Annotated in this window: 25 protein-coding genes, 2 rRNA genes, 1 pseudogene and 1 riboswitch; of the genes and pseudogenes, 18 read left to right on the top strand and 10 right to left on the bottom strand. The window is 35.4% G+C overall.

All coding sequences use genetic code 11. The annotated features are described in order from the left end of the window. The 3 genes from A9178_RS17950 to A9178_RS17940 form a co-directional block, all read left to right on the top strand. Nucleotides 1-188: ribosomal RNA gene (locus A9178_RS17950) — 23S ribosomal RNA — on the top strand; the annotation flags it as partial. Nucleotides 189-254: 66 nt separating this feature from the next. Further along, a 5S ribosomal RNA gene (rrf, locus tag A9178_RS17945) occupies nt 255-369 on the top strand. 341 nt (nt 370-710) lie between these two features. After that, nucleotides 711-926: a DUF2187 family protein gene (locus tag A9178_RS17940; protein ID WP_068677743.1), complete on the top strand. Its 216-nt coding sequence runs from the start codon at nt 711-713 to the stop codon at nt 924-926. Nucleotides 927-1039: 113 nt separating this feature from the next. Here the strand turns inward: A9178_RS17940 and pdxT are convergent, their stop codons facing one another. Both pdxT and pdxS read right to left on the bottom strand, forming a co-directional pair. Beyond that, nucleotides 1040-1636, bottom strand: a complete 597-nt coding sequence (gene pdxT / locus A9178_RS17935) for a pyridoxal 5'-phosphate synthase glutaminase subunit PdxT (protein WP_068677741.1) — start codon at nt 1634-1636, stop codon at nt 1040-1042. A 66-nt stretch (nt 1637-1702) separates the two neighbouring features. Next, nucleotides 1703-2590, bottom strand: a complete 888-nt coding sequence (gene pdxS, locus A9178_RS17930; RefSeq protein WP_068677739.1) for a pyridoxal 5'-phosphate synthase lyase subunit PdxS — start codon at nt 2588-2590, stop codon at nt 1703-1705. A gap of 117 nt (nt 2591-2707) precedes the next feature. On the opposite strand from pdxS, the gene pdxR reads away from it, so the two are divergent. Then, on the top strand, nt 2708-4114 hold the full coding sequence (gene pdxR, locus A9178_RS17925; RefSeq protein WP_068677737.1) for a MocR-like pyridoxine biosynthesis transcription factor PdxR: 1407 nt from the start codon (nt 2708-2710) through the stop codon (nt 4112-4114). Between the two features lie 43 nt (nt 4115-4157). Here pdxR and A9178_RS17920 read toward each other — a convergent pair whose 3' ends face one another. Both A9178_RS17920 and A9178_RS17915 read right to left on the bottom strand, forming a co-directional pair. Continuing rightward, nucleotides 4158-5111, bottom strand: a complete 954-nt coding sequence (locus A9178_RS17920; RefSeq protein ID WP_068677735.1) for a cation diffusion facilitator family transporter — start codon at nt 5109-5111, stop codon at nt 4158-4160. A gap of 69 nt (nt 5112-5180) precedes the next feature. Continuing rightward, nucleotides 5181-5501, bottom strand: a complete 321-nt coding sequence (locus A9178_RS17915; protein WP_068677733.1) for an ArsR/SmtB family transcription factor — start codon at nt 5499-5501, stop codon at nt 5181-5183. Between the two features lie 396 nt (nt 5502-5897). Between A9178_RS17915 and A9178_RS17910 the strand changes: the two genes are divergently transcribed. Both A9178_RS17910 and A9178_RS17905 read left to right on the top strand, forming a co-directional pair. After that, nucleotides 5898-6110 (top strand): hypothetical protein, encoded by a 213-nt coding sequence (locus A9178_RS17910; RefSeq protein WP_068677731.1) that lies wholly within the window; start codon nt 5898-5900, stop codon nt 6108-6110. A 133-nt stretch (nt 6111-6243) separates the two neighbouring features. Continuing rightward, the gene (locus tag A9178_RS17905) at nt 6244-7077 is read left to right on the top strand and encodes a DUF6612 family protein (RefSeq protein WP_068677729.1); all 834 of its coding nucleotides are present in this window, start codon (nt 6244-6246) and stop codon (nt 7075-7077) included. Nucleotides 7078-7120: 43 nt separating this feature from the next. On the opposite strand, the gene A9178_RS17900 is transcribed toward A9178_RS17905, so the two are convergent. The 4 genes from A9178_RS17900 to A9178_RS17885 all read right to left on the bottom strand — a co-directional run bounded on the left by A9178_RS17900 (nt 7121) and on the right by A9178_RS17885 (nt 11094). Then, on the bottom strand, nt 7121-7408 hold the full coding sequence (locus tag A9178_RS17900) for a hypothetical protein (protein ID WP_068677726.1): 288 nt from the start codon (nt 7406-7408) through the stop codon (nt 7121-7123). A gap of 131 nt (nt 7409-7539) precedes the next feature. Continuing rightward, nucleotides 7540-9420, bottom strand: a complete 1881-nt coding sequence (locus A9178_RS17895) for a PTS fructose transporter subunit IIABC (protein ID WP_068677724.1) — start codon at nt 9418-9420, stop codon at nt 7540-7542. Nucleotides 9421-9435: 15 nt separating this feature from the next. Beyond that, entirely contained in the window at nt 9436-10347 is a 912-nt protein-coding gene (gene pfkB, locus A9178_RS17890) for a 1-phosphofructokinase (protein WP_068677722.1), read from the bottom strand. 3 nt (nt 10348-10350) lie between these two features. Then, complete coding sequence (locus A9178_RS17885) at nt 10351-11094, bottom strand: DeoR/GlpR family DNA-binding transcription regulator (RefSeq protein ID WP_068677720.1); 744 nt, start codon at nt 11092-11094, stop codon at nt 10351-10353. Nucleotides 11095-11288: 194 nt separating this feature from the next. Here A9178_RS17885 and A9178_RS17880 point away from each other — a divergent pair, with 194 nt between their 5' ends. The 10 genes and pseudogenes from A9178_RS17880 (at nt 11289) to ric (ending at nt 19357) form a co-directional block, all read left to right on the top strand. Beyond that, complete coding sequence (locus A9178_RS17880) at nt 11289-12125, top strand: alpha/beta fold hydrolase (protein WP_068677718.1); 837 nt, start codon at nt 11289-11291, stop codon at nt 12123-12125. Nucleotides 12126-12348: 223 nt separating this feature from the next. After that, a complete protein-coding gene (locus tag A9178_RS17875) occupies nt 12349-12630 on the top strand; it encodes a GNAT family N-acetyltransferase (protein WP_068677716.1) in 282 nt (93 codons plus the stop codon). A 39-nt stretch (nt 12631-12669) separates the two neighbouring features. Continuing rightward, nucleotides 12670-12900, top strand: coding sequence for an excisionase family DNA-binding protein (locus A9178_RS17870; protein ID WP_068677714.1), 231 nt, complete (start codon nt 12670-12672; stop codon nt 12898-12900). A gap of 114 nt (nt 12901-13014) precedes the next feature. Then, nucleotides 13015-13524 carry a TlpA disulfide reductase family protein gene (locus A9178_RS17865; protein ID WP_068677712.1) on the top strand — a complete coding sequence of 170 codons (510 nt, stop codon included), beginning with the start codon at nt 13015-13017 and terminating at the stop codon, nt 13522-13524. A gap of 67 nt (nt 13525-13591) precedes the next feature. Continuing rightward, a riboswitch (FMN riboswitch) is annotated at nt 13592-13739 on the top strand. A gap of 170 nt (nt 13740-13909) precedes the next feature. After that, nucleotides 13910-14566, top strand: coding sequence for a riboflavin synthase (gene ribE, locus A9178_RS17860; protein WP_068677710.1), 657 nt, complete (start codon nt 13910-13912; stop codon nt 14564-14566). A gap of 12 nt (nt 14567-14578) precedes the next feature. After that, nucleotides 14579-15178: pseudogene (ribB, locus tag A9178_RS17855) on the top strand (3,4-dihydroxy-2-butanone-4-phosphate synthase); the annotation flags it as partial. 45 nt (nt 15179-15223) lie between these two features. Then, nucleotides 15224-15691: a 6,7-dimethyl-8-ribityllumazine synthase gene (gene ribH / locus A9178_RS17850; RefSeq protein WP_068677706.1), complete on the top strand. Its 468-nt coding sequence runs from the start codon at nt 15224-15226 to the stop codon at nt 15689-15691. Nucleotides 15692-15857: 166 nt separating this feature from the next. Then, on the top strand, nt 15858-17741 hold the full coding sequence (locus A9178_RS17845; RefSeq protein WP_068677705.1) for an ABC-F family ATP-binding cassette domain-containing protein: 1884 nt from the start codon (nt 15858-15860) through the stop codon (nt 17739-17741). Between the two features lie 134 nt (nt 17742-17875). Beyond that, nucleotides 17876-18544, top strand: coding sequence for a hypothetical protein (locus A9178_RS17840; RefSeq protein WP_068677703.1), 669 nt, complete (start codon nt 17876-17878; stop codon nt 18542-18544). A 123-nt stretch (nt 18545-18667) separates the two neighbouring features. Further along, the gene (ric, locus tag A9178_RS17835) at nt 18668-19357 is read left to right on the top strand and encodes an iron-sulfur cluster repair di-iron protein (protein WP_156520807.1); all 690 of its coding nucleotides are present in this window, start codon (nt 18668-18670) and stop codon (nt 19355-19357) included. A 51-nt stretch (nt 19358-19408) separates the two neighbouring features. Here the strand turns inward: ric and A9178_RS17830 are convergent, their stop codons facing one another. Beyond that, a complete protein-coding gene (locus A9178_RS17830) occupies nt 19409-20746 on the bottom strand; it encodes a sodium-dependent transporter (RefSeq protein ID WP_068677698.1) in 1338 nt (445 codons plus the stop codon). 301 nt (nt 20747-21047) lie between these two features. On the opposite strand from A9178_RS17830, the gene A9178_RS17825 reads away from it, so the two are divergent. Both A9178_RS17825 and A9178_RS17820 read left to right on the top strand, forming a co-directional pair. Next, nucleotides 21048-22541 (top strand): aldehyde dehydrogenase family protein, encoded by a 1494-nt coding sequence (locus tag A9178_RS17825; protein ID WP_068677696.1) that lies wholly within the window; start codon nt 21048-21050, stop codon nt 22539-22541. Nucleotides 22542-22693: 152 nt separating this feature from the next. Continuing rightward, nucleotides 22694-23842 (top strand): saccharopine dehydrogenase family protein, encoded by a 1149-nt coding sequence (locus A9178_RS17820; protein WP_068677694.1) that lies wholly within the window; start codon nt 22694-22696, stop codon nt 23840-23842. 572 nt (nt 23843-24414) lie between these two features. On the opposite strand, the gene mreBH is transcribed toward A9178_RS17820, so the two are convergent. After that, nucleotides 24415-25422 carry a rod-share determining protein MreBH gene (gene mreBH, locus A9178_RS17815; RefSeq protein ID WP_068677692.1) on the bottom strand — a complete coding sequence of 336 codons (1008 nt, stop codon included), beginning with the start codon at nt 25420-25422 and terminating at the stop codon, nt 24415-24417. Between the last annotated feature and the right edge of the window lie 35 nt (nt 25423-25457).

Raw genomic sequence — 25457 nt, 5'->3', positions numbered from 1 at the left:
AGCTGGGTAGCTACGTGTGGAAAGGATAAGTGCTGAAAGCATCTAAGCATGAAGCCCCCCTCAAGATGAGACTTCCCATCATTTTAAATGAGTAAGATCCCTCAGAGACGATGAGGTTAATAGGTTTGAGGTGGAAGCGTGGTGACACGTGGAGCTGACAAATACTAATCGATCGAGGACTTAACTAAATTCTTTTGATGTCTAATTTACTCTTATTTAGTTTTTAAGGTATAAACCTTAATTTAATATTATTGTCTGGTGATAATGGCGGAGAGGTCACACCTGTTCCCATACCGAACACAGAAGTTAAGCTCTCCAGCGCCGATGGTAGTTGGGGGTTCCCCCTGCGAGAGTAGGACGCCGCCAGGCAATAAAAAAAGGTAAGATATTAAAGTATAATATCTTACCTTTTTTTACGTTCCGAAAGTCTAAAATTTTCGAAAAGAAACATTTTGAAGTAGTAAAATTTTATTGTTCAAAATAAAGTAACTGTAGGCTTGTCGTTAAATCAATAGTGACAAGCCTAGCTTTTTAAAAGGATATTAATAAAATACAAAATAAATGAGATTCCATTAAAAATATGCTAAATTTAAATAGGTCAAAAGACTACTTTGTCCAATTACTTCTAAGTGAAATTAGGCTCAAAAATGAATGTATTTTACGATTTGTACAAAAATAAGAGGAGCCTTTTAATAAAGGAGGAAACGAAAATGGCAACGGAAGAAAAAACAGAAAAAAAAGCAATAAAGAAAGCTAGTGAAGGGGATACTATAAAAGTAGTTAAGGGTGAACAAAAAGGTAAAGAAGGAAAGGTACTTCTAGTAAGGGAAAACTCTGTTATTATTCAAATTGGAAAACATCAAGAAACGGGTGAACCAATAAAAACGGTAGTGAATCATAAGAACTATAAGCGTGTTAAACAATAGAGGATAGGATATAACTTAACTTTTCATGTTGAAAAAATAATAAAAGTTAAATAGCATACCGTTCAAAAATGATTGGTATGCTATTTTTCATTGAAGTTTCCCTACGGTAAGAACTACCTAACCATATCTACTTTCTGTTCTTTCACCATGTTTACAAATATTTCCAGGAAACGGTTATCATCAGTAAGTTCAGGGTGAAATGAACTTACTAGAATATGATCTTGTTTTGCTGCAACTATTTTACCATCATATGTAGCTAGTATCTCAACATTTTCACTTGCTGATTCAATATAGGGGGCACGAATAAAAATTGCGTTAAATGGCTGTTTTAAATTCTTCACATCTAATTTGGTTACGAAACTATCCACTTGTCTACCAAATGCATTTCGTTTAACACTTATATCCATTAAGTTTAAATGGATTGTATTAGAATCGGTAATTTCTTTTGCCAGAAGAACCATTCCAGCACAAGTTCCAAATATTGGTTTTCCCTGGTTCGAAAACTCCTTCAGGGGTTCAAAAAACTCATAACGATCTATAAGTTTTCTCATCGTGGTACTTTCCCCACCTGGAAGAATTAATCCATCCACTTCTCCAAGTTGTTCGGTTTTCTTTATAATAAGACTTTGTAATCCTAGATCATGAATATGTTTTACGTGTTCCTCAATTGCTCCTTGGAGTCCAAGAACACCAATTGTTAATTTAGTCATTGTTTTACACATCCTAATGAAAATCGGGAAGTGTATAGCAAAGCCATAACACTTCCGCCTTTAAATTTACCACCCACGTTCCTGCATTCTATCTTCATTTCCTAATTTAGATATTTCAATCCCCTTCATGGCAGATCCTAGTTCCTTAGATAACTTTCCAATTAAGTCATAATCTGTATAGTATGTTGTAGCTTGAACGATAGCATTAGCAAATTTTTCAGGGCTTTCTGATTTGAAAATACCGGATCCAACGAATACACCATCAGCACCAAGTTCCATCATTAATGCTGCATCTGCAGGAGTTGCAACTCCACCTGCTGCAAAGTTAACAACTGGTAATTTCCCAGCTTCTTTAATTTGTTTTAATACTTCATATGGAGCTCCAAGAATTTTGGCTTCTGTCATTAATTCATCATCATTCATTCTAACTACTTTACGTACTTGTGCATTTACTTTACGCATGTGACGAACTGCTTCCACAATATTTCCTGTTCCAGGTTCTCCTTTTGTACGTAGCATGGATGCGCCTTCCCCAATTCGTCGTGCTGCCTCACCTAAATCACGGCATCCGCAAACAAATGGTACGGTGAAATCACTTTTTAATAAATGAAATTCCTCATCTGCTGGGGTTAGAACTTCACTTTCATCTATGTAATCAACACCCATTGCTTCTAATACTCTTGCTTCTGATATATGGCCGATACGTGCTTTTGCCATTACTGGAACAGATACGGCATTCATTACTTCTTCCACGATGCGGGGGTCTGCCATTCTCGCAACACCGCCAGCTTTACGAATATCAGATGGTACCCTTTCCAAAGCCATAACAGCGACTGCTCCAGATGCTTCTGCTATCTTCGCTTGTTCAGCATTAACGACATCCATGATGACGCCACCTTTTTGCATTTGCGCCATTCCACGTTTTACTGCCTCAGTTCCTAATAACTTTTCCAATTAGTCCAACTCCAATCATTTTTCTAAATAATATACTACATTATAAAAATAATTGTGATACTATTGAAAGTGTCAGTTTCTAATTAATTGAAGGGGTCAGTAAAAAGGAGTATAAAAATGGAGATGTTATCCTGTCATTTAAATCGATCAAGTGAAGTACCATTATACGAACAATTGTATAATTTTATAAAAAATGAAATCATTGTAGGAAGAATAGAATACGGTGCTAAACTTCCGTCTAAAAGGAAGTTATCCGAATTTCTTAGGATTAGTCAAAATACGGTTGAGACGGCTTATGATCAACTATTAGCAGAAGGTTATGTTGAAAGTGTTCCAAGAAAAGGTTATTTTGTGTTAGCCTATGAAGAATTAGAATATGTTCAGCAAAATGAAATAAAAATAAGTGAAAACGAAGAAAAAGAAGAAGAACTAAAGTATCATTTTCATCCAAGCTGGATTGATACTGAAAATTTCCCTTTTAAAAAGTGGAGAAAATATGCAAAAAATAGGATTGATGAGAACTATCATTCTTTGCTTTTATTAGGGGATATGCAAGGGGAATTAGAGCTACGACAAGAAATCTCACAATATTTGTACCATGCCAGGGGGGTTCAATGTTCACCTGAACAAGTCATTATTGGTGCAGGAAGTGAAATTCTACTGCAACAACTTATTCTTTTATTTAATAAAGACACGATTTATGGAGTAGAAGATCCTGGGTACCACATCATCTCAAAAATGCTGAAAAACAACGAAAAAGAGGTACATCCTTTACGAGTAGACGAGGATGGAATTATAGTGAAGCAAATAGAAAATACGGATATTGACATTGTCTATGTTACACCTTCTCATCACTTTCCTTATGGCTCGGTTCTTTCCGTTAATCGAAGGATGCAATTATTAAAATGGGCAAGAGAATCGGTAAATAGATATATTATTGAAGATGATTATGATAGTGAATTTCGGTATAGTGGTAAGACAATTCCATCTCTGCAAAGTATGGATCAAGCTGGAAAAGTAATTTATCTCGGATCTTTTTCTAAGTCACTGATTCCATCTCTACGGATTAGTTATATGGTTTTACCCAAAAAGTTATGGAAAAAATATAAGGAAGAATTATCCTTTTACCAATGTACTGTTTCAAGGATTGATCAGCATATTTTAACTGAATTTATGAGAGAAGGTGACTTCGAAAGACATTTAAATCGAATGAGGAAAATTTACCGTAGAAAATTAGATAAAACGTTAGAATTAATTAAACCTTTTAAGGAAATACAAGTGATTGGGGAACAATCTGGACTTCATATTGTACTTGTCATAAAAAATGGAATGAAAGAAGAAGAACTAGTAGAAAGGGCTAAAAAATCAAAGATTACAATTTATCCAATATCCTATTATTCCCTCAAGAAATTGGATAAAAGTCCACCTATGATTATTTTGGGATTCGCGGGAATTCCTGAGGATGAATTGGAGAAGGCCATTCATATATTGGTTAATAGTTGGGAATTAGAAATGGGTAAATAGTATGGAAAAGCTGACTTTCTTTAAATAGAAAATCAGCTTTCTATTAATGATGATGGTGGTGGGCATGAATTTGAGGGCTATAATCATGCTCGCATAGTAGACTATCACCGTGGGGGTGGTCTTCACTTTCCAATTGAATGGTAACATGGCCAATACTTTGATGTTGTAAATCGTGTTCAATCGTTCTTAGTAAACTTTGGCTTTCTTCAATCGACATATCATGATCCACTACGACATGACAGGAAAGTGCATTTAATCCACTTGTTATACTCCAAACATGTAAATCATGTAGACTTATTACGCCTTCTACCTTTTTTATTGTGCCTATAACCTGTTTTATTTCAACGTTTTTAGGGGTACCTTCCATTAACACCTGCAAGGCATCTTTGCTTACTCTCCAACCACTTACAAGGACAAGAGCTGCAACGATAACACTTGCTAGTGGATCTGCCCATCCCCATCCGAAGAACATAATCAATAATGCTGCCGTTATAGCACCGATAGAACCGAGCATATCACCAATTACGTGAAGAAAGGCGGCTCTTAAGTTTAAATTATCTTCTGTGTCTCCACCACGCATTAATATCCAAGCAACAAGAATATTTACAAGTAATCCAATAATTGCGATTGTCAACATTCCAGTTGAGGCTACCTCAGGTGGATTTAGAAAACGTTGAATTGCTTCGTAAAATATAAATAAAGAAATAATGATGAGTGTGACACCATTGAATACGGCTGCTAAAATTTCAAAACGTTTATATCCATACGTTTTACTATAATCCGCTGTTTTTTCACCAAGAGTAAAAGCTAATAACCCGACGCCAAGAGAAATGGAATCACTTAGCATATGCCCAGCATCTGAAAGTAATGCTAAACTATTTGTTAAAAATCCGCCAACAGCCTCAATAATCATATATGCTGAAATAATGAAAAAGCTAATTCGTAATGCATTCTTATTATTTGAATGTGCATAGTGGTGATGGTGATCATGGCCCATTTTTATTCCCTCCTATACCTTATTATTCTTAAGTTGTTTTTATAATCTATTCATTTTTATAAGGAAACCTCACATGTGACTTGCATGTTCAATCGTTTGTTTTAATGTATTCATTACGTGATCGTCATCATGAGAATAATATAAAGTAGTACCCTCTCTACGATATTTTACTAGGCGTAAATTTTTAAGGAAACGTAATTGGTGAGATACTGTTGATTGTTGTAAATTCAATGTTTTTGCAATTTCGTTAACGGAATACTCGTTGTTAAATAATAAATAGAGTATACGAATTCGTGTCGGATCGCCTAAAGCTTTAAATGTTTGCGATACAACAAATAATGTTTCTTCATCTAAGTCGTCATGATTAGGGTGGATCTGTTCTTCATTCACATAGCTTCCCTCACTTTTATAAATGCTTATATGATTATTTACTCATATAATAATATATTAAACTTTAATGAAATTGTCAAAGAATTCATTCGACAAAATTAGAATAAAAGGATGTGGGGAAAGCTTTATCATAACAATTTTAATAAATACTTTTCTTAAAAAATGAGAGATTTTATAAAATTATTTACGGATAAGAGGTTTAACACTCTGTGCTTAGGGGTATATGAGGTATTGTCAGAAAATAATTTTATGTGTGTAGCGTACATAATTTTTAGCGAGAAAGAGTATTCCGTGTTACTGAAAATTTTAATGTATTAAGAAAAACTAACATAATCATCGGGGGATTAGCAAATGCGGGTTTTTCTAAGATAAAGAATAAACTTAGGGGGAAGACCAGTGGAAAGAGATGAATTCTATTCAAATTTACCAAAACATTTATTGGGCGCCTTCTATATCTACATATGTAAAAATATTGAGAAAGGCATTAAATTCAATAATATGAGAGCAGAATTAGACATCATAGAAAACGAGGTAAGTAAAAGGGAAATTCCGATTAGCGAGTTAATTAAGGAAGGAGAAAATTTCATCCAAAAGAAAGTGTTTAAATGACTCAGCTCTATATAATAGAGCTTTTTGTGAATATATGCTCATATATTCACAATGGGGAATTGGGAAAAAGGTTGAAACTTTTCTTATAAATTTTCGTATGAATAGTATCATAATTAAATTGGGGGATATTAAAATGAAAAAAGGGTTTACACTACTTTTACTTACTATTGTCTTTTTGGCTCTTGCAGCATGCAGTAGTGGGGACAAGGAAGTAAATGAAATTTATAACAAAGCTCTAGAAGCTGCAGAAGAAATGAATAGTGCAGAAGTTGATATAGAGATGAAGCAGGAGATGAGTGTACCTCAGGAAGAAACTACCATGGTAATGGAAAGTAAAATGTCAGGGGCTATTATTGTTGACCCCCTTGCCATGCATCAAAAAGGAACAGCTTCTATATCAATGGGAGAAGAAATGGATGGACCGATGGAAATGGAACAGGAATTATATTTCGTTGATAACGAAATATACAGTTTTGATTCATTAACTGGAGAATGGTTGAAAATGGATGAATCCACGATTCCTATGGATTTAATTAATACAGAACAAATGGACACATCAGACCAGTTAAATATGTTCCAAGATTATGTAGATGATCTAAGTTATGAAGAAACGGAAGAGGCCTATATTTTCAAATTCTCGCCTAATCAGGATGAAGTGAAGACATTAGCGGAAGATTTATTGAAAGAAATTATACCAGAAGATCTTACGTCTCAAATCGGTAAAGAAGTAACAGAAATTCTTAAAAATACAGAGATTAATCATTTACAAGTGGAAATGTCCATTAATAAAGATTCCTATCAAATTGAAAAGTATCATTTAGATATGGATATGAAAATGACCATTGAGGGAGAAGAAATGATTATGAAACAAAATGTGAATACTATGTATCGTAATATAAATACGATTGATAAAATCGAAATTCCAGAGGAAATAAAAGAATCGGCAAAAGATGTACCGGGACTTTAGCGAAAAAAAGTCAGCCATTTTTGTAATGGTTGACTTTTTAAATTTAAAGGAAGATATTAACGTGACCATTATCCGTGATTTCTACAGTCGAATAACTTTCAAACGTTTCCATGTTCGTTATTTCTCTTTTGACAGGATTAGCAAAGCTCCTCATGTATTGGTGATATAGGTTTAAATCTCTGACAATATGATACAAATAGGTTTTTTTCCCATTCCAGGTATCACTGCTTCTTATAATAAAATGGTTATGAAATATATTCTTAAACCATTGTTTTGCTTGTTCATGATTTTCAAAATCTGGCATTTTATCTTCTAACTTTAATAAATCCATACGGAATCATACCCCTTGCTTTTCATTTCAGTCTTAGTATGTTCCGCTTGTTTTTTAGAATGCTTTTATTTTGTAGGGGATTTGTGGTAATAAAAAAGGGATAACCCCCTTGTGGCTTATCCCTTTTACTGTTATTTTTCTTCTATAGGCTTTCTCCAGATACCTAATACGAAGGCAGATATAATCATACCAATAACTACTGATAATAGGAAAAATATTGCATTTTCTGCTAATGGAATAACAAATATTCCACCGTGGGGTGCTGGGATCGCAGTATTAAAGAATTGGGTTAAACCACCGGCAATAGCAGCACCAAGGATAGAAGAACCTATCACTCGCAATGGATCTGCGGCAGCAAATGGAATTGCCCCTTCTGTAATAAAGGAAAGGCCCATTACATAGTTTGTAGCACCAGATTTCTTCTCTGATTCCGTAAATTTATTTTTAAATAAAGTACTCGCTAAGGCGATAGCTAGTGGTGGAATCATCCCACCTGCCATAACGGCTGCCATTAAACTTCCATCACCAGTATCAGTAAAAATACCAATTGAGAAGGCATAAGCAGCTTTATTAAAAGGCCCACCCATATCAATGGCCATCATACCACCTAAAATTGCACCTAAGATAACTGCATTGCCTGTACCTAGATTTTCTAAGAATGTTACCATAGCGGTATTAATGGTTGCAAAAATAGGACCGAAAATAAAGTACATTAAAATTCCTGTTACCAACAGACCTAATACTGGATAAATTAGGATTGGCTTTAGTCCTTCAAGTGACTTCGGTAATCCACGAAATACTTTCTTTAGCCAAATAACTACATAACCAGCTAAGAAACCGGCAACTAAACCGCCAAGGAAGCCAGCATTACTATTTACAGCAATTAAACCACCAACCATACCTGGCATTAGGCCCGGACGATCGGCAATACTCAAGGCAATAAATCCTGCAAATATAGGAATAAGGAAATTAAATGCATTTCCACCGAGTTCATTTAAGAATGTGAAAATCGTACTCTCACTTCCAACAAAACTTTCAAACAAGAAAGAAAATGCAATTAAAATCCCACCACCGACAACAAAAGGAAGCATATGGGAAATACCATTCATAATGTCCTTATAAATTCTCCCCCATGCTGAATTTGATTTTTCATCGGTGTTGTCGGCTTTCTTTTCACCGCCATCTCCCTGATATATTGGAGCATCTTTATTAACTGCCTTCGTAATTAATTCCTCTGTTTTGTTAATCCCATCTGAAACAGGGCGTTGAATGAGATGTTTTCCGTTAAACCGGTCAAGATCGACTTTTTTACTTGCAGCAATAATAACGGCATTTGCTCGTTCGATTTCATCTTTGGAAAGAGCATTTTTTGCCCCATCGGATCCTTGAGTTTCTACTCGTATATCAACATTCATTTCTTTTGCCTTTTTCTTTAAAGCATCCTCTGCCATATACGTATGAGCAATACCTGTAGGACAAGCAGTAATCGCGACTACAAATGGTTTCGCTTCATTTGTTTCTTTTGATTCTTCATCAAAGCGATCTTCTTGTTTTACTTCTTCTTGTTCTTCATCAAATAAAGCATGGACTTCTTCTGGTGTTTGAGCATTTTTTAGGCTATTGACAAATTCTTTTTCGATTAATTGACGGGATAACGCTGCTAACGTTTCTAAATGGGTGTTATTCGCTCCCTCTGGTACAGCAATCATAAAGAAGAGGTAAGCAGGTTGTCCATCAAGGGATTCATAATTTACACCTTTGTTACTTTTCGCGAATAAAACGGTTGGTTGTTTGACTGCCTTATTTTTGGCGTGTGGCATGGCAATACCATCACCAAGTCCTGTAGACGTTTGTGCCTCTCTCTTTAAAATGGCATCTTTGAACTCATTTACGTCTGTTATGACATCATGTTTAACTAAACTTTCAATCATTTCATCAATGACAGCTTCTTTTTCGGTTGCTTGAAGGTCGAGAAGCATGATGTCCTTTCTAAGTAAATCGGTTATTTTCATGACTATCATCCTTTGTTAAATTTCTTTAAGTTCTACTTGATTGAGAAGGGAAAGGATTGTTTCTTTTTTAGCTAAGTCGTCCGAAAAAGCTGTTGCACTTCCACAAGCAATCCCCATTTTAAATGCGGCTATCGGATCTTGTTTTTTTGTATATTGACCGATAAATCCAGCAATCATAGAATCTCCTGCACCCACAGAATTTTTTACATTCCCTTTTGGGTTGAATCCTTGATAAATCCCATTATTCGTAAATAACAATGCACCGTCGCCTGCCATAGATACAATGACATGCTTCGCTCCCATATCAAGTAATTTTTTACCATATGGAATGACATCTTTAATTGTTTTTAAATTTACGTTAAAGAGCTCTGATAATTCTTCACGGTTCGGTTTTACCAATAGCGGTTTATAAGGTAGTGTAGCTTTTAAATCTTTCCCAGTTGTATCAATAACAAATTCCGCGTTTGTTTTTTTAACCTTCTTAACCATTTCTTCATAAAAGTCCTCTGGTAGGGAAGGTGGTTTACTGCCTGATAAAATAACGGTATCTTTTTCACTTATCTTATCTAATCTTGATAAAAGGTCATTGGCCTCAGATGATGTAATAACAGGACCTCTACCATTAATTTCAGTTTCTACATCTGATTTAAGTTTAATATTGATTCGAGTATCATCAGATATGGAGACGAAATCGGAGTGGACTCCATCTTTGTTCAACCAATCGTTTATGAAATCACCCGAGAAACCTCCAAGAAAACCAACTGCTGTTGTATCACTTTCTAATTCCGTTAAAACTCTTGAAACGTTGATGCCTTTTCCGCCGGGAAATTTTGCATCGTCGTCCATTTTATTTAATTCACCTAGATGAAATTGTTTAACGTGAACAATGTAATCGATAGAAGGATTTAGTGTTATTGTATAAATCATTAGTTAAGCCTCCAAAATTGTTGTTTTTTCCTTGAATAATGAAAGATCTTCATTGGAATCATTTGTTATGATTGTTACATCTTCCATGTTAAACAAATGAACAAAATTGACTTTCTTCCATTTGGTATGGTCTGCTAATACATAGGTCATGGAGGATTGTTGTTGTGCTAATTTTTTGATGGCTGCTTCTTCAGGGTCAGGGGTCGTGCAGCCAAATTCAATATCTATACCATTTACCCCAAGAAAAGCTTTATTAAAACGAAAAGATTGTAAATTAGTGAAACTTGTAGAACCAACAATAGCTTTGGTACCTTGCTTAATTCTTCCTCCAATTAATAACGTTTCAATTTGTCTATCGGTTAATAAGGAAGCTTGTTGGATCCCGTTTGTTACTACTGTAATATTCCCTCTATCAATGAAATCAATCATGGCTAAAGTTGTCGTGCCAGCATCTAAGAATATAACATCATTTTCTTCTATGAGAGACGCTGCCATTTTACCAATTGCGGACTTCTCTTGAACGTTTTTGAGTGATTTTTCACTAACTGTTAATTCCTCACTAATTTGATATATACGTTTTGCACCGCCGTGGATGCGCTTAATTTTCCCTTCGTTGTGTAAGAATTCAAGGTCTCGACGTATCGTTGACTCTGAACAATTTAATGCTTGCATAAGGTCTTGTGTTTTTACGATACCTTGTTCTTTCACCAAGTCTATTATGACGGTATGTCTTTCTTCGGTTAACATTACATAACCTCCTGAACAGTATTTTACCATCAAAAACATCCAAAAACAATCAACAAGTTTGTACCAGGGTTTGATAAATACTTGTTTTATTAAAAAATTCAGCACTATGTCACATATTAGGCACTTGCCTAATATGATAATTAAAAGTATATGGGAAATTATAAAATATGAATAAAGTAATTTGAGGTGTTAAGATGAAAGAAAAACTCTCAAGTACCATGTTAAATATAGATAATGTAAATATCTATTGCGAATATATTTGTAATGGAAAGCCGCCACTTGTCCTAATTCATGGCTTTGTATCTTCGACTTATACGTTTAATAGGATTATCCCTTTATTAGAAAAGGACTTTTCCGTTGTTGCAATAGACTTACCTGGTTTTGGGAGAAGCGAGAAGTCGACATCATTTTTTTATTCATATGAAAACTATGCCAGATTAGTAACAAAATGTATGGATTATTTCGGAATGGACGACGTTAGTATTGTCGGTCACTCAATGGGTGGTCAAATAGCCTTAAATACTGCTAAACTTATGCCGGATAAAGTAAAGAAGTTATTTTTATTAGCTAGTTCAGGTTATTTAAAAAGTTCTAATAGGTTATTAGTGTATTCTTCCTATTTACCTTTCTTTAGTTTGTACGTGAAGAGAGCAGTGAACAACCGTAGTGTGATTGACAGTTTAAGAAATGTATTTTACAACCATTCTTATATTACTTCTGACCATATTAGAGAATTTGAAAGACCAATTAAAGAGAAGAATTTTCCGAAATCCCTTATTCGCTTGCTTCGTCATCGTGAAGGGGATTTATCTCCTCGAGAACTGGGGAAAATAAATACATCTACTTTACTCATATGGGGTGAGGATGATCAGGTAGTTCCATTGCATGTTGGAAAGCGGTTAGTTCAAGACCTACCAAATGCTGAACTAATAACCTTTAAAGAAACGGGGCATTTGGTAACAGAGGAAAGACCAAATGAAATTTCTAATCTCATTTCTTCTTATTATTTTAAAGGGCAAACTGCTCAATGAATTAAATGAAAAAGAGGGGTAAACAATCTCGATGATACCTTTTGGGGTTTTTATAAAGTAAAACTCTTTCCAAAAATCTATTGTATTGTTATATTATATCCATCATTTATTAAGCTAATGTTAATTTTTGGTAACATTTTTCTATTTTGTGTAAGGGTAATATTACAAAATAATTGTTATAATGGATATAATAAGCAATATATAATGTCATAGGAGAGATAGTATGGTAACAATTAATAAGGCAGAAAATATGTTTTATATTGGGGATGACGTAAAGGAGCCAATTGCAGAGTTAACATTTAACCAGTCTAGTGGCAACAATATTGTGGTAGATCATACTTATGTATCTGATGAACTTCGTGGTCAAGGAATTGCTGGAGAATTAGTAGAAAAAGTAGTTGCATATGCTCGTGAAAATAAAAAGAAAATTATTCCCTTATGTCCATACGTGAAGCGGAAATTAGAAGAAACTCAAGAATATCATGATGTACTCTCGGAAAAGTAGAAAAGAGTAAAATCAAGTAAAGAGAGGTGCGTTTGGAGAATGTATCTAACTGTACAGGAAACTGCAGATTATTTATCTATGCCAGTAACGAAAGTTTCTGCATTAGTACTGCAAGGACGAATACGTGCAATCCATGATGGTGAGCAATACCTAATTAATCAAAATCAATTCACCACGCATTTCGAACAAGTAGAGAAATATCGAATGATGATTTTGGAATATTTGAATGAACCTATCCCTGAAGATATCGATGTGAAAGATGAAGATTAAATAAAAAAGTGAAATGAGTGCTACATTACGCATTCATTTCACTTTTTATTTGGTATGATAAACCGAATGGATAGGAATAATAAGAGTAAATTTGTGTTAGGCGGAGGATGAATAATGAAGTTTAACTATTTAATTTCTATCATATTAGGGATATTTTTTTCCTTTTTTATAACAGGTCAATTAGTGGCAGAGGAAAATAAGGAAGGTATCGAAGTAGGTAATAAAGCACCTAATTTTGAAGTAGAAACGTTAGACGGAGAAAAGGTAAGTTTGTCCGATTATAAAGGTAAACCAGTCATGCTAAATTTCTGGGCAACTTGGTGTCCACCTTGTCGGGTAGAAATGCCAGATATGCAAAAATTTCATGAAGAGCATGAGGTAGTAGTTTTAGCTGTTAATTTATTAGACACTGAAATGAAAAAAGACAATGTTCAAAAATTTGTAGATGAATTCGATATGACTTTTACCGTGGGGTTAGATGGGGATGGAGAAGTTTCAACCAAATATCGAATCAATCCTATCCCGACCACTTATATGATTGATTCGGAAGGGATTATTCGTCACAAATCTTTAGGGGCTATGCCATATGAAACAATGGTAGAGCACTTAAATAGTATGGATTGAAATGTATAAAATATTTATTTTGAATTGAAGGAAAACTTATGATATAATAAATTTAAATGAATACAATATATTCCTTCGGGGTTGGGTGAAATTCCCTACCGGCGGTGATGAAGCAATGCTTCAAAGTCCGTGACCCGTGCGGTTATTTAAACCAAGCGGTGGATCTGGTGAGAATCCGGAACCGACAGTTAAAGTCTGGATGGGAGAAGGGATTTTAGAATGGCGTTTTTTGGCTTGTATTATTTTTGTTGTATAAGTTAAAAGTGCTTATTTTGTTAACTAAAATTCTAAACTCAGAGCTCTCGATGGTATTTTTTATCGAGGGCTTTTTCGTATGTTAAAAGATTTTACCCCCTAAAAAGAAGGAATAAAGAAGGGAGATACTATGTTTACAGGAATTATTGAAGAAATTGGGGCAGTGAAAAAAATCCAAAAGGTTTCAGACCAAGCAGTAACGATGACTATCTCAGCGAAAAAAATTCTTGAAGATGTTAGGCTTGGTGACAGTATCTCGATGAATGGCATTTGTTTAACTGTTACCCAATTTACAACTGATTATTTTGAGGTAGATGCCATGCCAGAAACAATAAACGCAACGTCATTAAAAAGCCTAAAACAAGGCTCCAAAGTAAATTTAGAAAGAGCTATGGCGGCGAATGGGAGATTTGGTGGACATTTTGTTTCTGGACATATTGATGCTACTGGAAAAATAGTCAAAAAGAAAAAAGAGCAAAATGCTATATATTACAACATAGAAATTCCAACCGACTTAACTAAATACATCTTGCATAAGGGCTCCATCACGGTGGATGGAACAAGTTTAACCGTATTTGGAGTTCGAAATAACGGTTTTACAATTTCTTTAATTCCGCATACCGCGAAAGAGACGATTCTTGGTGAAAAAGGAGAAGGAGATATTGTAAATGTAGAATGCGATATGCTCGCAAAGTACGTTCAAAAAATGCTCCAAAACGATAATAACGAACTAAATCAACAAGGTGGAATGAGTAAAGATTTTTTACAAAACAATGGTTTCATATAAAGGAGTGAAAAAATGAATCGGGTTGAAGAGGCAATAGCTGATTTAAAAGAAGGGAAACCGATTATTGTAAGTGACGATGAAAATCGAGAAAATGAAGGGGATTTTATCGCTTTATCTGACCGAATAACTCCAGAAGTTATCAATTTCATGATTACCCATGGAAAAGGACTTGTATGTACACCGATAGAGGAGAATTTGGCCAAAAAATTAGAATTGTATCAAATGGCTAGAGATAATACAGATCCACTTGCAACGGCTTTTTCTATATCTATTGATCATGTGAACACGACAACTGGTATAAGTGCTTATGAGCGATCGCTAACGATTCGTGCTTTAACAAAAACGGACGTGAAAGTAGAGGACTTTAAAAAGCCTGGACATGTTTTTCCGCTTATTGCTAAAGACGGTGGCGTCCTTATACGTCCAGGTCATACAGAGGCTGCTGTAGATTTGGCAAAATTAAGTGGAGCTTTTCCATCTGGCGTTATATGCGAAATCATTAAAGAAGATGGAACAATGGCTCGAATGCCTGACTTAGAAGAACTTGCGAAAAAGTTTGATTTGAAATTTATTACAATAGCAGACTTAATTGCTTATCGAAAGAAAACAGAAATAAAAATATATTAGGAAAATATAGTAAAAGAGGAGAAAATACAAATGGTAAATACAATCGTAGGAAATTTAGTTGGTACAGATTTAAGAATTGGAATCGTAGTCGCGAGATTTAATGAATTTATTACGAGTAAATTATTAGACGGTGCTATTGATACGTTAAAAAGACATGGTGTAGATGAAAAACAAATTGATGTAGCTTGGGTTCCTGGTGCGTTTGAAATTCCATTAATTGCTGATAAAATGGCAAGTCAAGATAAATATGATGCGGTGATTACTTTAGGTACGGTTATACGTGGTTCTACCCCCCATTTTGATTATGTATGTAATGAAGCTGCTAAAGGGGTTGCGCAAGCTTCCGTGAAAAACGGGAAACCAGTTGTGTTCGGTGTATTGACAACCGAAACAATAGAACAAGCTGTAGAAAGAGCTGGAACAAAGGCGGGAAATAAAGGCTCAGAAGCTGCAGTAACAGCTATTGAAATGGCAAATATGATGAAATTAATAGGGTAATGATTTAGAGCCGAGTATGTATTTATTATACATGCTTGGTTTTTTTACCTTCATAAGTGGAAAAATACGGTCTGCTAAGCTAAACTAGAGGATATACAAGCATTTTACATGGTTCACAAATCGAAAAAAGAATGCAAAATAAGTTTTTATTCAAAGGAAGATATCTATGTTAACAATTGAGAATTTATATAAATCCTATGGGGAAAAAGTGTTATTTAAAAATATCACTTGCACCATCTCGCCAAATGAACGAATAGGAGTAATCGGGGTTAATGGTACAGGAAAGTCTACCTTTTTAAAAGTAATTGCTGGGATTGATTCTGCAGAAAAAGGGGATATTCATCATCCGAAAGATTATCATATTGAGTATTTAGCGCAAGAACCGGATCTCGATCTTAGCTTAACAGTTATGGAACAAATATATTATGGTGAAGCGGACATTATGAGATTAATGCGACAGTATGAAGCGGCTTTATTAAAGCTTCAGCAAGATCCAGAAAATCCAGAAATACAAAATCATTTAATGAACATGCAACAAAAAATGGATGAAGAAGATGCATGGGAAGCAAATACCACTGCAAAAACAGTATTAACAAAGCTTGGTATTACTGATTTCAATAAAAAGGTCTCTGAACTTTCTGGTGGGCAGAAGAAGAGAGTAGCAATTGCCAAAGCATTAATCCAACCAGCTGATCTATTAATTTTGGATGAACCGACTAACCACTTGGATAATGAAACCGTGGAATGGTTAGAAAAATATTTACAAACCTATAAAGGCTCTTTATTATTAGTAACGCATGATCGTTATTTCTTAGATCGAGTAACCAATAAGATATTTGAGTTAGATAAAGGGAATTTATATATATATGAAGGAAATTACCAGATTTTTTTAGAAAAGAAAGCAGAACGTGAAGAGCTAGAGATAAGTAATGAAATGAAACATCAAAATACCTTAAGGCGAGAATTGGCGTGGCTAAGACGAGGGGCAAAAGCTCGCTCTACAAAGCAAAAAGCTAGGATTGACCGTATACATGAGATGAAAGAGAAATCATTTGATACGAAAAAAGACCAGCTAGAATTTCAAGTTGGGTCAACTAGACTAGGTAAGAAGGTAATGGAGTTAAAGGGAATTTCTAAAACCTTTGCAGGAAAAACATTAATTGAAGATTTCAATCATCTAGTCGTGCCGGGGGATCGTATCGGAATTATTGGACCAAATGGTTCTGGGAAATCAACTTTACTTAATATGATGGCTAATCGAATAGAAGTGGATAAAGGTGAAATTGACATTGGGGAAACGGTCAAGATTGGTTATTACACACAAGGTGATGAGGAACTAGATGGTGACTTGCGAATCATTGACTATATTAAGGAAGTCGCTGAGGTTATTCACACAACAGATGGGCAAATCATTACTGCGGAGCAAATGTTAGAGCGATTTTTGTTTTCCAGATATGCTCAATACACGTATATTCGTAAGCTTTCCGGTGGAGAAAAACGAAGACTTTATCTATTAAAGGTATTAATGACCGAACCAAATGTATTATTTCTAGACGAACCAACAAATGATTTAGATACACAAACATTAAGTATTTTGGAAGAGTATTTGGATCATTTTCCTGGTGTCGTTATCACTGTATCCCATGATCGTTATTTTTTAGATCGGGTAGTAGAACAACTATTTGTATTTAAAGGAAATGGTCAAATAGATCTTTTTTTCGGTAACTATAGTGAGTTTTTAGATAAACAAGGAATGGAAAAAAGATCAGCGATTAAGGCAGAAAAAATAAAAGAAACTGTAAAACCGAAAAAGCAACGAAAAAAATTATCGTACATGGATCAGAAAGAATGGGAACAAATAGAGGATCATATAACAGAATTAGAAGTTAAAATAGAAGAATTACAAAATGGTATAGTTGAAGCTGGAAGTGATGCTGGGAAAGTTCAGGAATTGTTTAAAGAACAACAAGAAATAGAAGCGGAACTTGAAGCTAAAATGGAACGTTGGGAAGAGTTGTCCTTATTAGTAGAAGAAATAGAAAATGCCTAGAATAATGTTTAAATATATGTTTTTAGTGGAAAATAATATATGATAATTTAGGAATAAATCTAATTTTAAAACGATAGATTCTTTTCATTTTTTCCAAACATATACCTTTATTAAAAATAATTAGGAGGAATTAGATGAAGCTTTTCCAAGTAAGAAAGGGTCAATTTGTTTTTTATAAAAATGAATTGCATAAAGTATATAGCGTGAAACCAATGTTTAAAAGGTCGGTCCATTTGTATCGCCTAAAGGACATGCAACAAGTTCTAACTCAAGCGAAGGAGATACAGTATTATAAACCGAAACATAATGATACCTTTATTTTTTATGGTAAACGTTACACCATTGACGAAAATGAAAGGGCAAAACCTGGAGATTATATTCTCATCGTCAAACCGGCACCAGACTTTCTTGATCACTACTCTTTAAATGAGATTGAAAAAGTTGAAAGTGTAGAAAATGGGAATGTTGTTACAACAAGGGATAATGGTGTTAAACATCATGAGTATGTCGTCCTAGTTCCTGGTAAGAAAGATGCCAGTCAGGAAATCGCGTACTATGATAAGGGTTTGGTACCAGAAGAACAGCAATTACAAGATGAGTCCATTTCCTATTTAGCAGAAAATGATGATACATTAAGACCGGTTGTTGGGGATATTTATTTAGATGTTCAAAACAAAACGAAAGCAATGATTGTTGCAATGACTGAAGATGAAATTGTTTTTGGACACGGGGTAAGAGTACATGTTGCCGAGCTTTTAAATGAAGATAACTATGAATTATTATATCAATTTGATGAAGATTAAAGGGTGGCATCCATTTTTCAATGGGTGCTTTTAATTTTGTTTAAATTAGTGATATGTATCACAGAATCGTTGGTGGATTTCATTTAGAATGGGTCTAGATAATAAAAAATGGGGGTAGTCAAAATGAAATTTACCGTTGAACATACACCAGCAAATATTGTGAAGGTTTTTCCAAAGGCAAGTGATTTATTTAAAGAATATAAAATTGATTTCTGTTGTGGCGGGAATCGCCCATTAGAAGAGAGTTTTACAGAAAAAAATTTGGATAGTGAGCTTATCTTGGATAAGCTAAATACAACTTATGAAGAATGGAGTAAGGAGGACCATGATTTAATAGACTGGGATGCCAAATCACTTTCTGAGCTGGTTGATCACATTACCCATAAACATCACGCTTATTTAATGGAAGAATTGCCTGCACTTGGCCAATTTGTTACAAAAGTTTATTCAAGACATGGTGCGAGTCATCCAGAACTAAAAGAGTTGTATAGGCTATATAATGAATTTAAATTAGAAATGGAAGAACATACAATTAAAGAAAATAATGAAGTGTTTCCGCTTATTAAGGAATATGACGTTAATCCAAGTGAAGAATTACTTGAAAAAATTCGTGTAGCTAATGGTGGATTAGAAGACGAACATAATGCTGTAGGGGATCTACTAAAAGAGATGAGAACGATTACTGGTGACTTTTTACCGCCAGCAAATGCATGTGGTTCTTATCAAATCACATATGCTCGCTTAGCAGAATTAGAAGAAGATACATTCCAACATATTCATTTAGAAAATAATATATTATTTGCTCGTCTGTAGTTTCATACTATAAATTATAAAACAAGGCTCTGGGTGTTCCAGAGCCTTGTTTTATATGATACCTAATGTTGTTAAAAAGACAATAATAATCGTAATTGGAACTAGCCAGCGAATAAGTTGAAACCATATGCGATATGTATTGATTCCAAATTGACCCCCAGCTAAGAATTCCTTTTGCACTAAAGTTCGATCCATTTTATAACCGATAAATAATGCTATGAACAAACACCCACCCGGTAGCATAATATTACTTACGAGGAAGTCTGTAGCATCAAATACAGTCAAACCGAAAATCGTAAATTCACTAAGTACACTAGCTGAAAGTGCAGCTGGAATACCGGCGATGAATACTAAAAGAGTTGTAATACTTGCCACTTTTCTTCGTGAACGATTTTTATTTGTAAATGCTGCTGTTACAATTTCAAGCATACTAAAGGAAGATGTTAAGACCGCAAATAAAAATAGCCACAAAAACAAACTCAAGAACACTTCGCCAAATGGCATGTTGCTAAATGCTTCGGGTAATACGATAAATAATAAACCTGGTCCTTCAGCAGGCTCTAAGCCAAATGCAAAAACAACAGGAAAGATAGCCAACCCAGCAAAAAGGGAAACGAATATATTCATAATAGAAACAGAACCAGCTGATACTGGTAAACTTACATCTTTTCCTAAATAAGAACTATACGTAACCATAACAGAAATCCCAACTGCTAAGGAAAAGAATGACTGTCCTAATGCATATAAAATGTTTTCTTGATTTAATTTTGAAAAATCAGGTTCAAGGAAGAAGCGGATACCTTCCATAGCTCCTTCGAACGTGATTGCACGAATAACTAATATGATAAAAAAGATAAATAATAATGGCATTAAGATTTTACTAGCTTTTTCAATCCCATCTTGAATTCCGAAAGAAACAACCATCATATTAATAAGAAGAAATAGCGCGAAACCTAAGATGGTAATCCATGGAGTGCTAGTGATTTGGGCGAAAAGTTCATTGTAATTAGCGCCTTCTTGAACAATAAGTCCGGGAATAGATAAAATACTATAAATGAGAACCCATCCACCAACGACACAATAAAATGACATAAGCAAAAAGGCTCCAACGACTCCCCAATGCCCAATATATTTAGAAATCCCTTTTGGAGAAAGCTTTTTATAGGCACGAACAGCTTCTGTACCAGCACCTCTACCAATAATGAATTCTGCAATTAAAATAGGTAATCCAATAATGATGGTGAATGCGATAAATAATAGGAAAAATGCTCCTCCACCATTCATCCCAGTCATATATGGGAATTTCCATATCGCTCCTAATCCTATGGCAGCACCAGCGGATGAAAGGATAAATCCTATACGTGAAGTCCATTGTTGTTTTTTCTGCATTAAATTATTTCCTCTCTTTTGGCAAATAGGAAAGTTTAAAACTTTCTTCCGGGGCTCCGATTACTCACCCACCGTAAATATTTGCATAAATGCAACTAAGGCATCCGCCCAACGGCTTGGTGAATACCAGTTTTCTAATAGATCTCAGCTTAACAATTCTATAAGTATAACATAAGCGTATTAAGGTGAACAAATGAGTTTACATGGGATGTTCTTAAACAATTGCTTTTTTAATAAAATATAGTATCAGGTGGATTTGGAAGTAGTATAAGGTCTCTTAAAAAGGAAAGGGGATGCTTGTATGTCAGTTTTATTGGACACGGATAAATTAAAGAACTACATTAACGGAAAATGGGTGGAAGCGGCTGAAACAACCGCTGTTATTAATCCAGCGAATGGAAAAGAAATTGTTCAAGTTCCATTATCCAATCAGCATTCGGTAGATGAGGCGGTTTTAGCAGCAAAGAATGCCCAAAAAGAATGGGCGCTTGTGCCAGCACCACAACGTGCAGAGATTTTATATCGGGTTGGTTATTTATTAAAAGAAAGAAAAGAACATATATCCAAGCTTCTAACGATGGAAAACGGAAAAGTGATTGAAGAAGCGAGAGGAGAGGTACAAGAAGGTATCGATATGGCTTTTTACATGGCAGGGGAAGGTAGAAGAATGTTCGGACAAACAACACCAGCTGAACTGAAAAATAAGTTTGCCATGAGTCAGCGAGTTCCAGTTGGAGTAGTGGGGATTATTACACCTTGGAATTTTCCAATAGCAATCGCAACATGGAAGTCATTCCCGGCAATTGTGGCTGGAAATGCAGTAGTTTGGAAGCCTGCCACGGAAACGCCAATTATGGCTTATGAACTTGCCAAAATATTTGAAGAAGCAGGCCTACCAAAAGGAGTAATAAATGTTGTATTTGGGAGTGGAAAGACTGTTGGAAATGCAATGGTCCATCATGAAGATATCCGAGTTATATCGTTTACAGGGTCTAATGATGTTGGAAGAAATATAGCGGCCGATTGTGGTAGGCAACTAAAAAAGGTTTCACTCGAGATGGGTGGGAAAAATGCGGTAATCGTTATGGAAGATGCGGATCTTGATTTAGCGGTAGAAGGAATAGTTTGGAGTGCCTATGGAACAAGTGGACAGCGCTGTACGGCTTGCAGTCGGGTTATCGTACACGAGGCAGTGAAAGAAAAGCTAGAGAAAAGATTATTAAGGAAGATGAAAGATTTAACAATTGGAAACGGGTTAGACGAGAATGTGAGAGTTGGACCTATTATAAATCAAGCAGGTATCAATAAAATTAAAGATTATATCGAAATCGGCAAAAATGAAGGTGCTAAATTAGTGGAAGGTGGATACGAATTAAGCGGCTCTGGATTTAAAGGAGGATATTTCTTTGCACCTACATTGTTTACAGATGCTAGGGCGGATATGAGAATAGCGCAGGAAGAAATCTTCGGTCCAGTTGTTTCGTTAATTGCTGTCCAGAGTCTAGAAGAAGCGATTGAGGTAAATAACGGGGTGTCATTTGGTCTATCAAGTTCTATTTTTACTCAAGATGTAAATCGTGTGTTCCAAGCTCAACGTGATTTAGATACAGGTATCGTGTACGTGAATGCAGGAACAACTGGAGCAGAAATTCATTTACCATTCGGTGGGACAAAAGGAACGGGAAATGGACATCGAGATTCTGGTGTGCAGGCATTGGATGTATTTACAGAGTGGAAGGCAGTTTATGTTGATTATAGTGGTAAATTACAACGTGCACAAATTGACGTAGACTAATGAGGACACTTAGAAAATTTGTCATTCACTTGCCTTTCGAATGTCTTAGTTGGACTTATGCAAATCTTTACGGTGGGGTGAGTAATCGGAGCCCCAGGGGGGTTACCTGCCAATGATGTTGAACAACACTCTTAGATACTGGAGGTAATCATATGAAAGTTGGTGTATTGGGTTCTGGTTTAATGGGTAAAGAAGCGACAAGAGATTTAGTAGCGAGTATTGATGTTACTGCTGTTGGTTTAGCTGATGTGGATTTACACCGTGCTAAGAAGGTATGTGAGCAACTTCAATCCGATAAACTAACTGCCCATCAAGTAGACGCGAATAATCTTAAAGAATTAGAGAATTTTATGAGACGATTTGATGTAATTATTAATGCATTATTTTACTCATTTAATGAAACGGTTGCAAAGACCGCTATTAAAGTAGGGGTAAGCTCGGTTGATTTAGGAGGGCACATCGGTCATATAACAGATAAAGTATTAGAGTTAGATAAGGAAGCTAAAAAAGCTAGAGTTACGATAATTCCAGACCTGGGGGTTGCCCCTGGCATGATCAATATTTTATCTGGATACGGGGCTAGTAAATTAGATAACGTCAGGTCAATTAAACTCTTTGTAGGTGGAATTCCGTTAAGACCAGAGCCACCGTTTCAATACAATCATGTATTTTCCATGGAAGGTGTTTTTGATCATTATACAGACCCATCTTTTATTATTCGAAATGGCATGAAACAAGAGATTCCTTCCCTATCTGAAGTAGAAGAAATTCACTTCGAAAAATTTGGACCTTTAGAAGCTTTTCATACTTCAGGTGGAACGTCCACTTTGTCGACTTCATTTCCTGACTTAGAAGAATTAGAATATAAAACGATACGCTATCCAGGTCATGCGGAAAAGTTTAAACTTTTGATTGATTTGAATTTAACGCGGAAAGGATATAAGGTAGATGTCAATGGACAGAAGGTAAATCCGAGAGAAGTATTTTTAAAAGTACTAGATCCAATAGTGGAATTAGGTGAAAAGGATGATGTTGTACTACTTCGGGTGATTGTTTCAGGTTTAAAAGACGGGCAATTTTGCAAACGTCAATATGAAATGGTGACCTATAAAGAAAAGGCAACACAGGTAACAGCTATGGCTCGTGCTACTGCTAATACTATCTCTGTTGTTGCACAAATGATTGGAAAAGGAACAATCAAAAATAAAGGGGTTCTACCACCAGAACAGATAGTACCCGGGGATACGTATATAAAAGAAATGGCAAAGCGAGGAGTAAATATAAAAGAGCTAAAGTGCTGATATCTGAAGAGCGCGTGCTGATATCTGGAGGGCGCGTGCTGATATCTGGAGAGCGCGTGCTGATATCTGAAGAGCGCGTGCTGCTATCTGAAGCCCGACTCCTGATAACCTGGAGCTCAAATACCAATAAAGGGATCAAATACTGAACCTGCTGTGGGATGGCAGGTTTTTCTTATGTATTTTCAAATAGAAGTCTATTGTCTAGCTTTTAGTATAATATATAAAAAAAGACCATTCCAAAGTAGATTGAAATGGCTTACACCTGTTGGAACAGACCTATAAAGGAATGTGAACAGACTAGGCAGTAACTTATTCGTAGGTTTTAACCATGTATGAACACGGTTGATTAATTCATATTATAAAGTAAAAGAATATATTTGTAAACGGTTTCTATACTTTTTCTAAATTTATTATTATATTTAGAAAAAACAGTTCACGCATTTAAAAAATACATGAACTGGAAAGGATTATCGCGCATTAACTGGCTGGCCGACTAATAACGCAATTCCTATTGCAACGTCGGCACTAGAATGTCCTGTGCGTCGAAACCCCCACTGATTGAAGTTTCAACTTTATTTTGCAGCCTTTTGTAATTTTGTAATCATTTGTAAAGAACGGCCTGTTCCAATTGCAACAGATTCTAGTGGGCTAGGGGCAATATGGACAGGAACATTGATTTCTGTAGACAACCATTTTTGTATTCCGTTTAATAATGCTCCGCCTCCAGTTAGAACAATACCATGATCTACGATATCCCCACTTAGTTCTGGAGGGCAATCTTCTAATGTTGCGCGAATGGTATCTAGGATTTGTTCTAAAGATTCTTTGATAGCGGAGTAAATTTCTTTGGATGAAATCGTAATGGTTTTTGGTAGCCCTGTAACCATGTCACGTCCACGAACTTCCATTTCCACTTCCTTATGATCTGGATCTGCATGGCCAATTTCCATTTTAATACTTTCTGCAGTACGTTCCCCAATTAAAATGTTGTAATGTTTGCGAATGTGAAGAATGATTTCTTCATCCAATCGGTCTCCAGCTACACGCACTGAATTGCATGCAACTACTCCACCGAATGAAATGATTCCTACCTCTGTTGTACCTCCGCCAATGTCAACAACAACACTTGCAGTAGGTTCATCTACAGGTAAATCAGCCCCAATTGCTGCAGCAACCGGTTCTTCTATTAAATGTACATTTTTCGCTCCATAACTTGTGACTGCATTGTGGATCGCACGTCTTTCAACAGAAGTACTTCCAGATGGAGTGCAGACGACAACAATAGGCTTTCTTGTAGAAATCCCTGCTTTTTTGCTTACCTTTTTTAAAAGAACTTTTAACATTTGTGCGGTTACGTCATAATCCGCAATAACACCATCTTTTAAGGGGCGAATAGGTACAATATTTTGAGGAGTCTTTCCAATCATCTCCTTTGCATCAACCCCAACGGCTACGACTTGTTTTGTATTTATGTCAATTGCCACAACAGATGGCTCATTTAATACGATACCTTTTGATTTTGAATAGATTAGGATGTTTGCTGTTCCTAAATCAATTCCAATTTCAGCATTTGAAAACATATAAGTTCCTCCAATGAAGTCCAGACTTTATCTAC

The organism is Oceanobacillus sp. Castelsardo (assembly GCF_001659985.1).
Taxonomy (GTDB): domain Bacteria; phylum Bacillota; class Bacilli; order Bacillales; family Amphibacillaceae; genus Oceanobacillus.
This window is presented reverse-complemented; position numbering and strand designations above follow the sequence as displayed.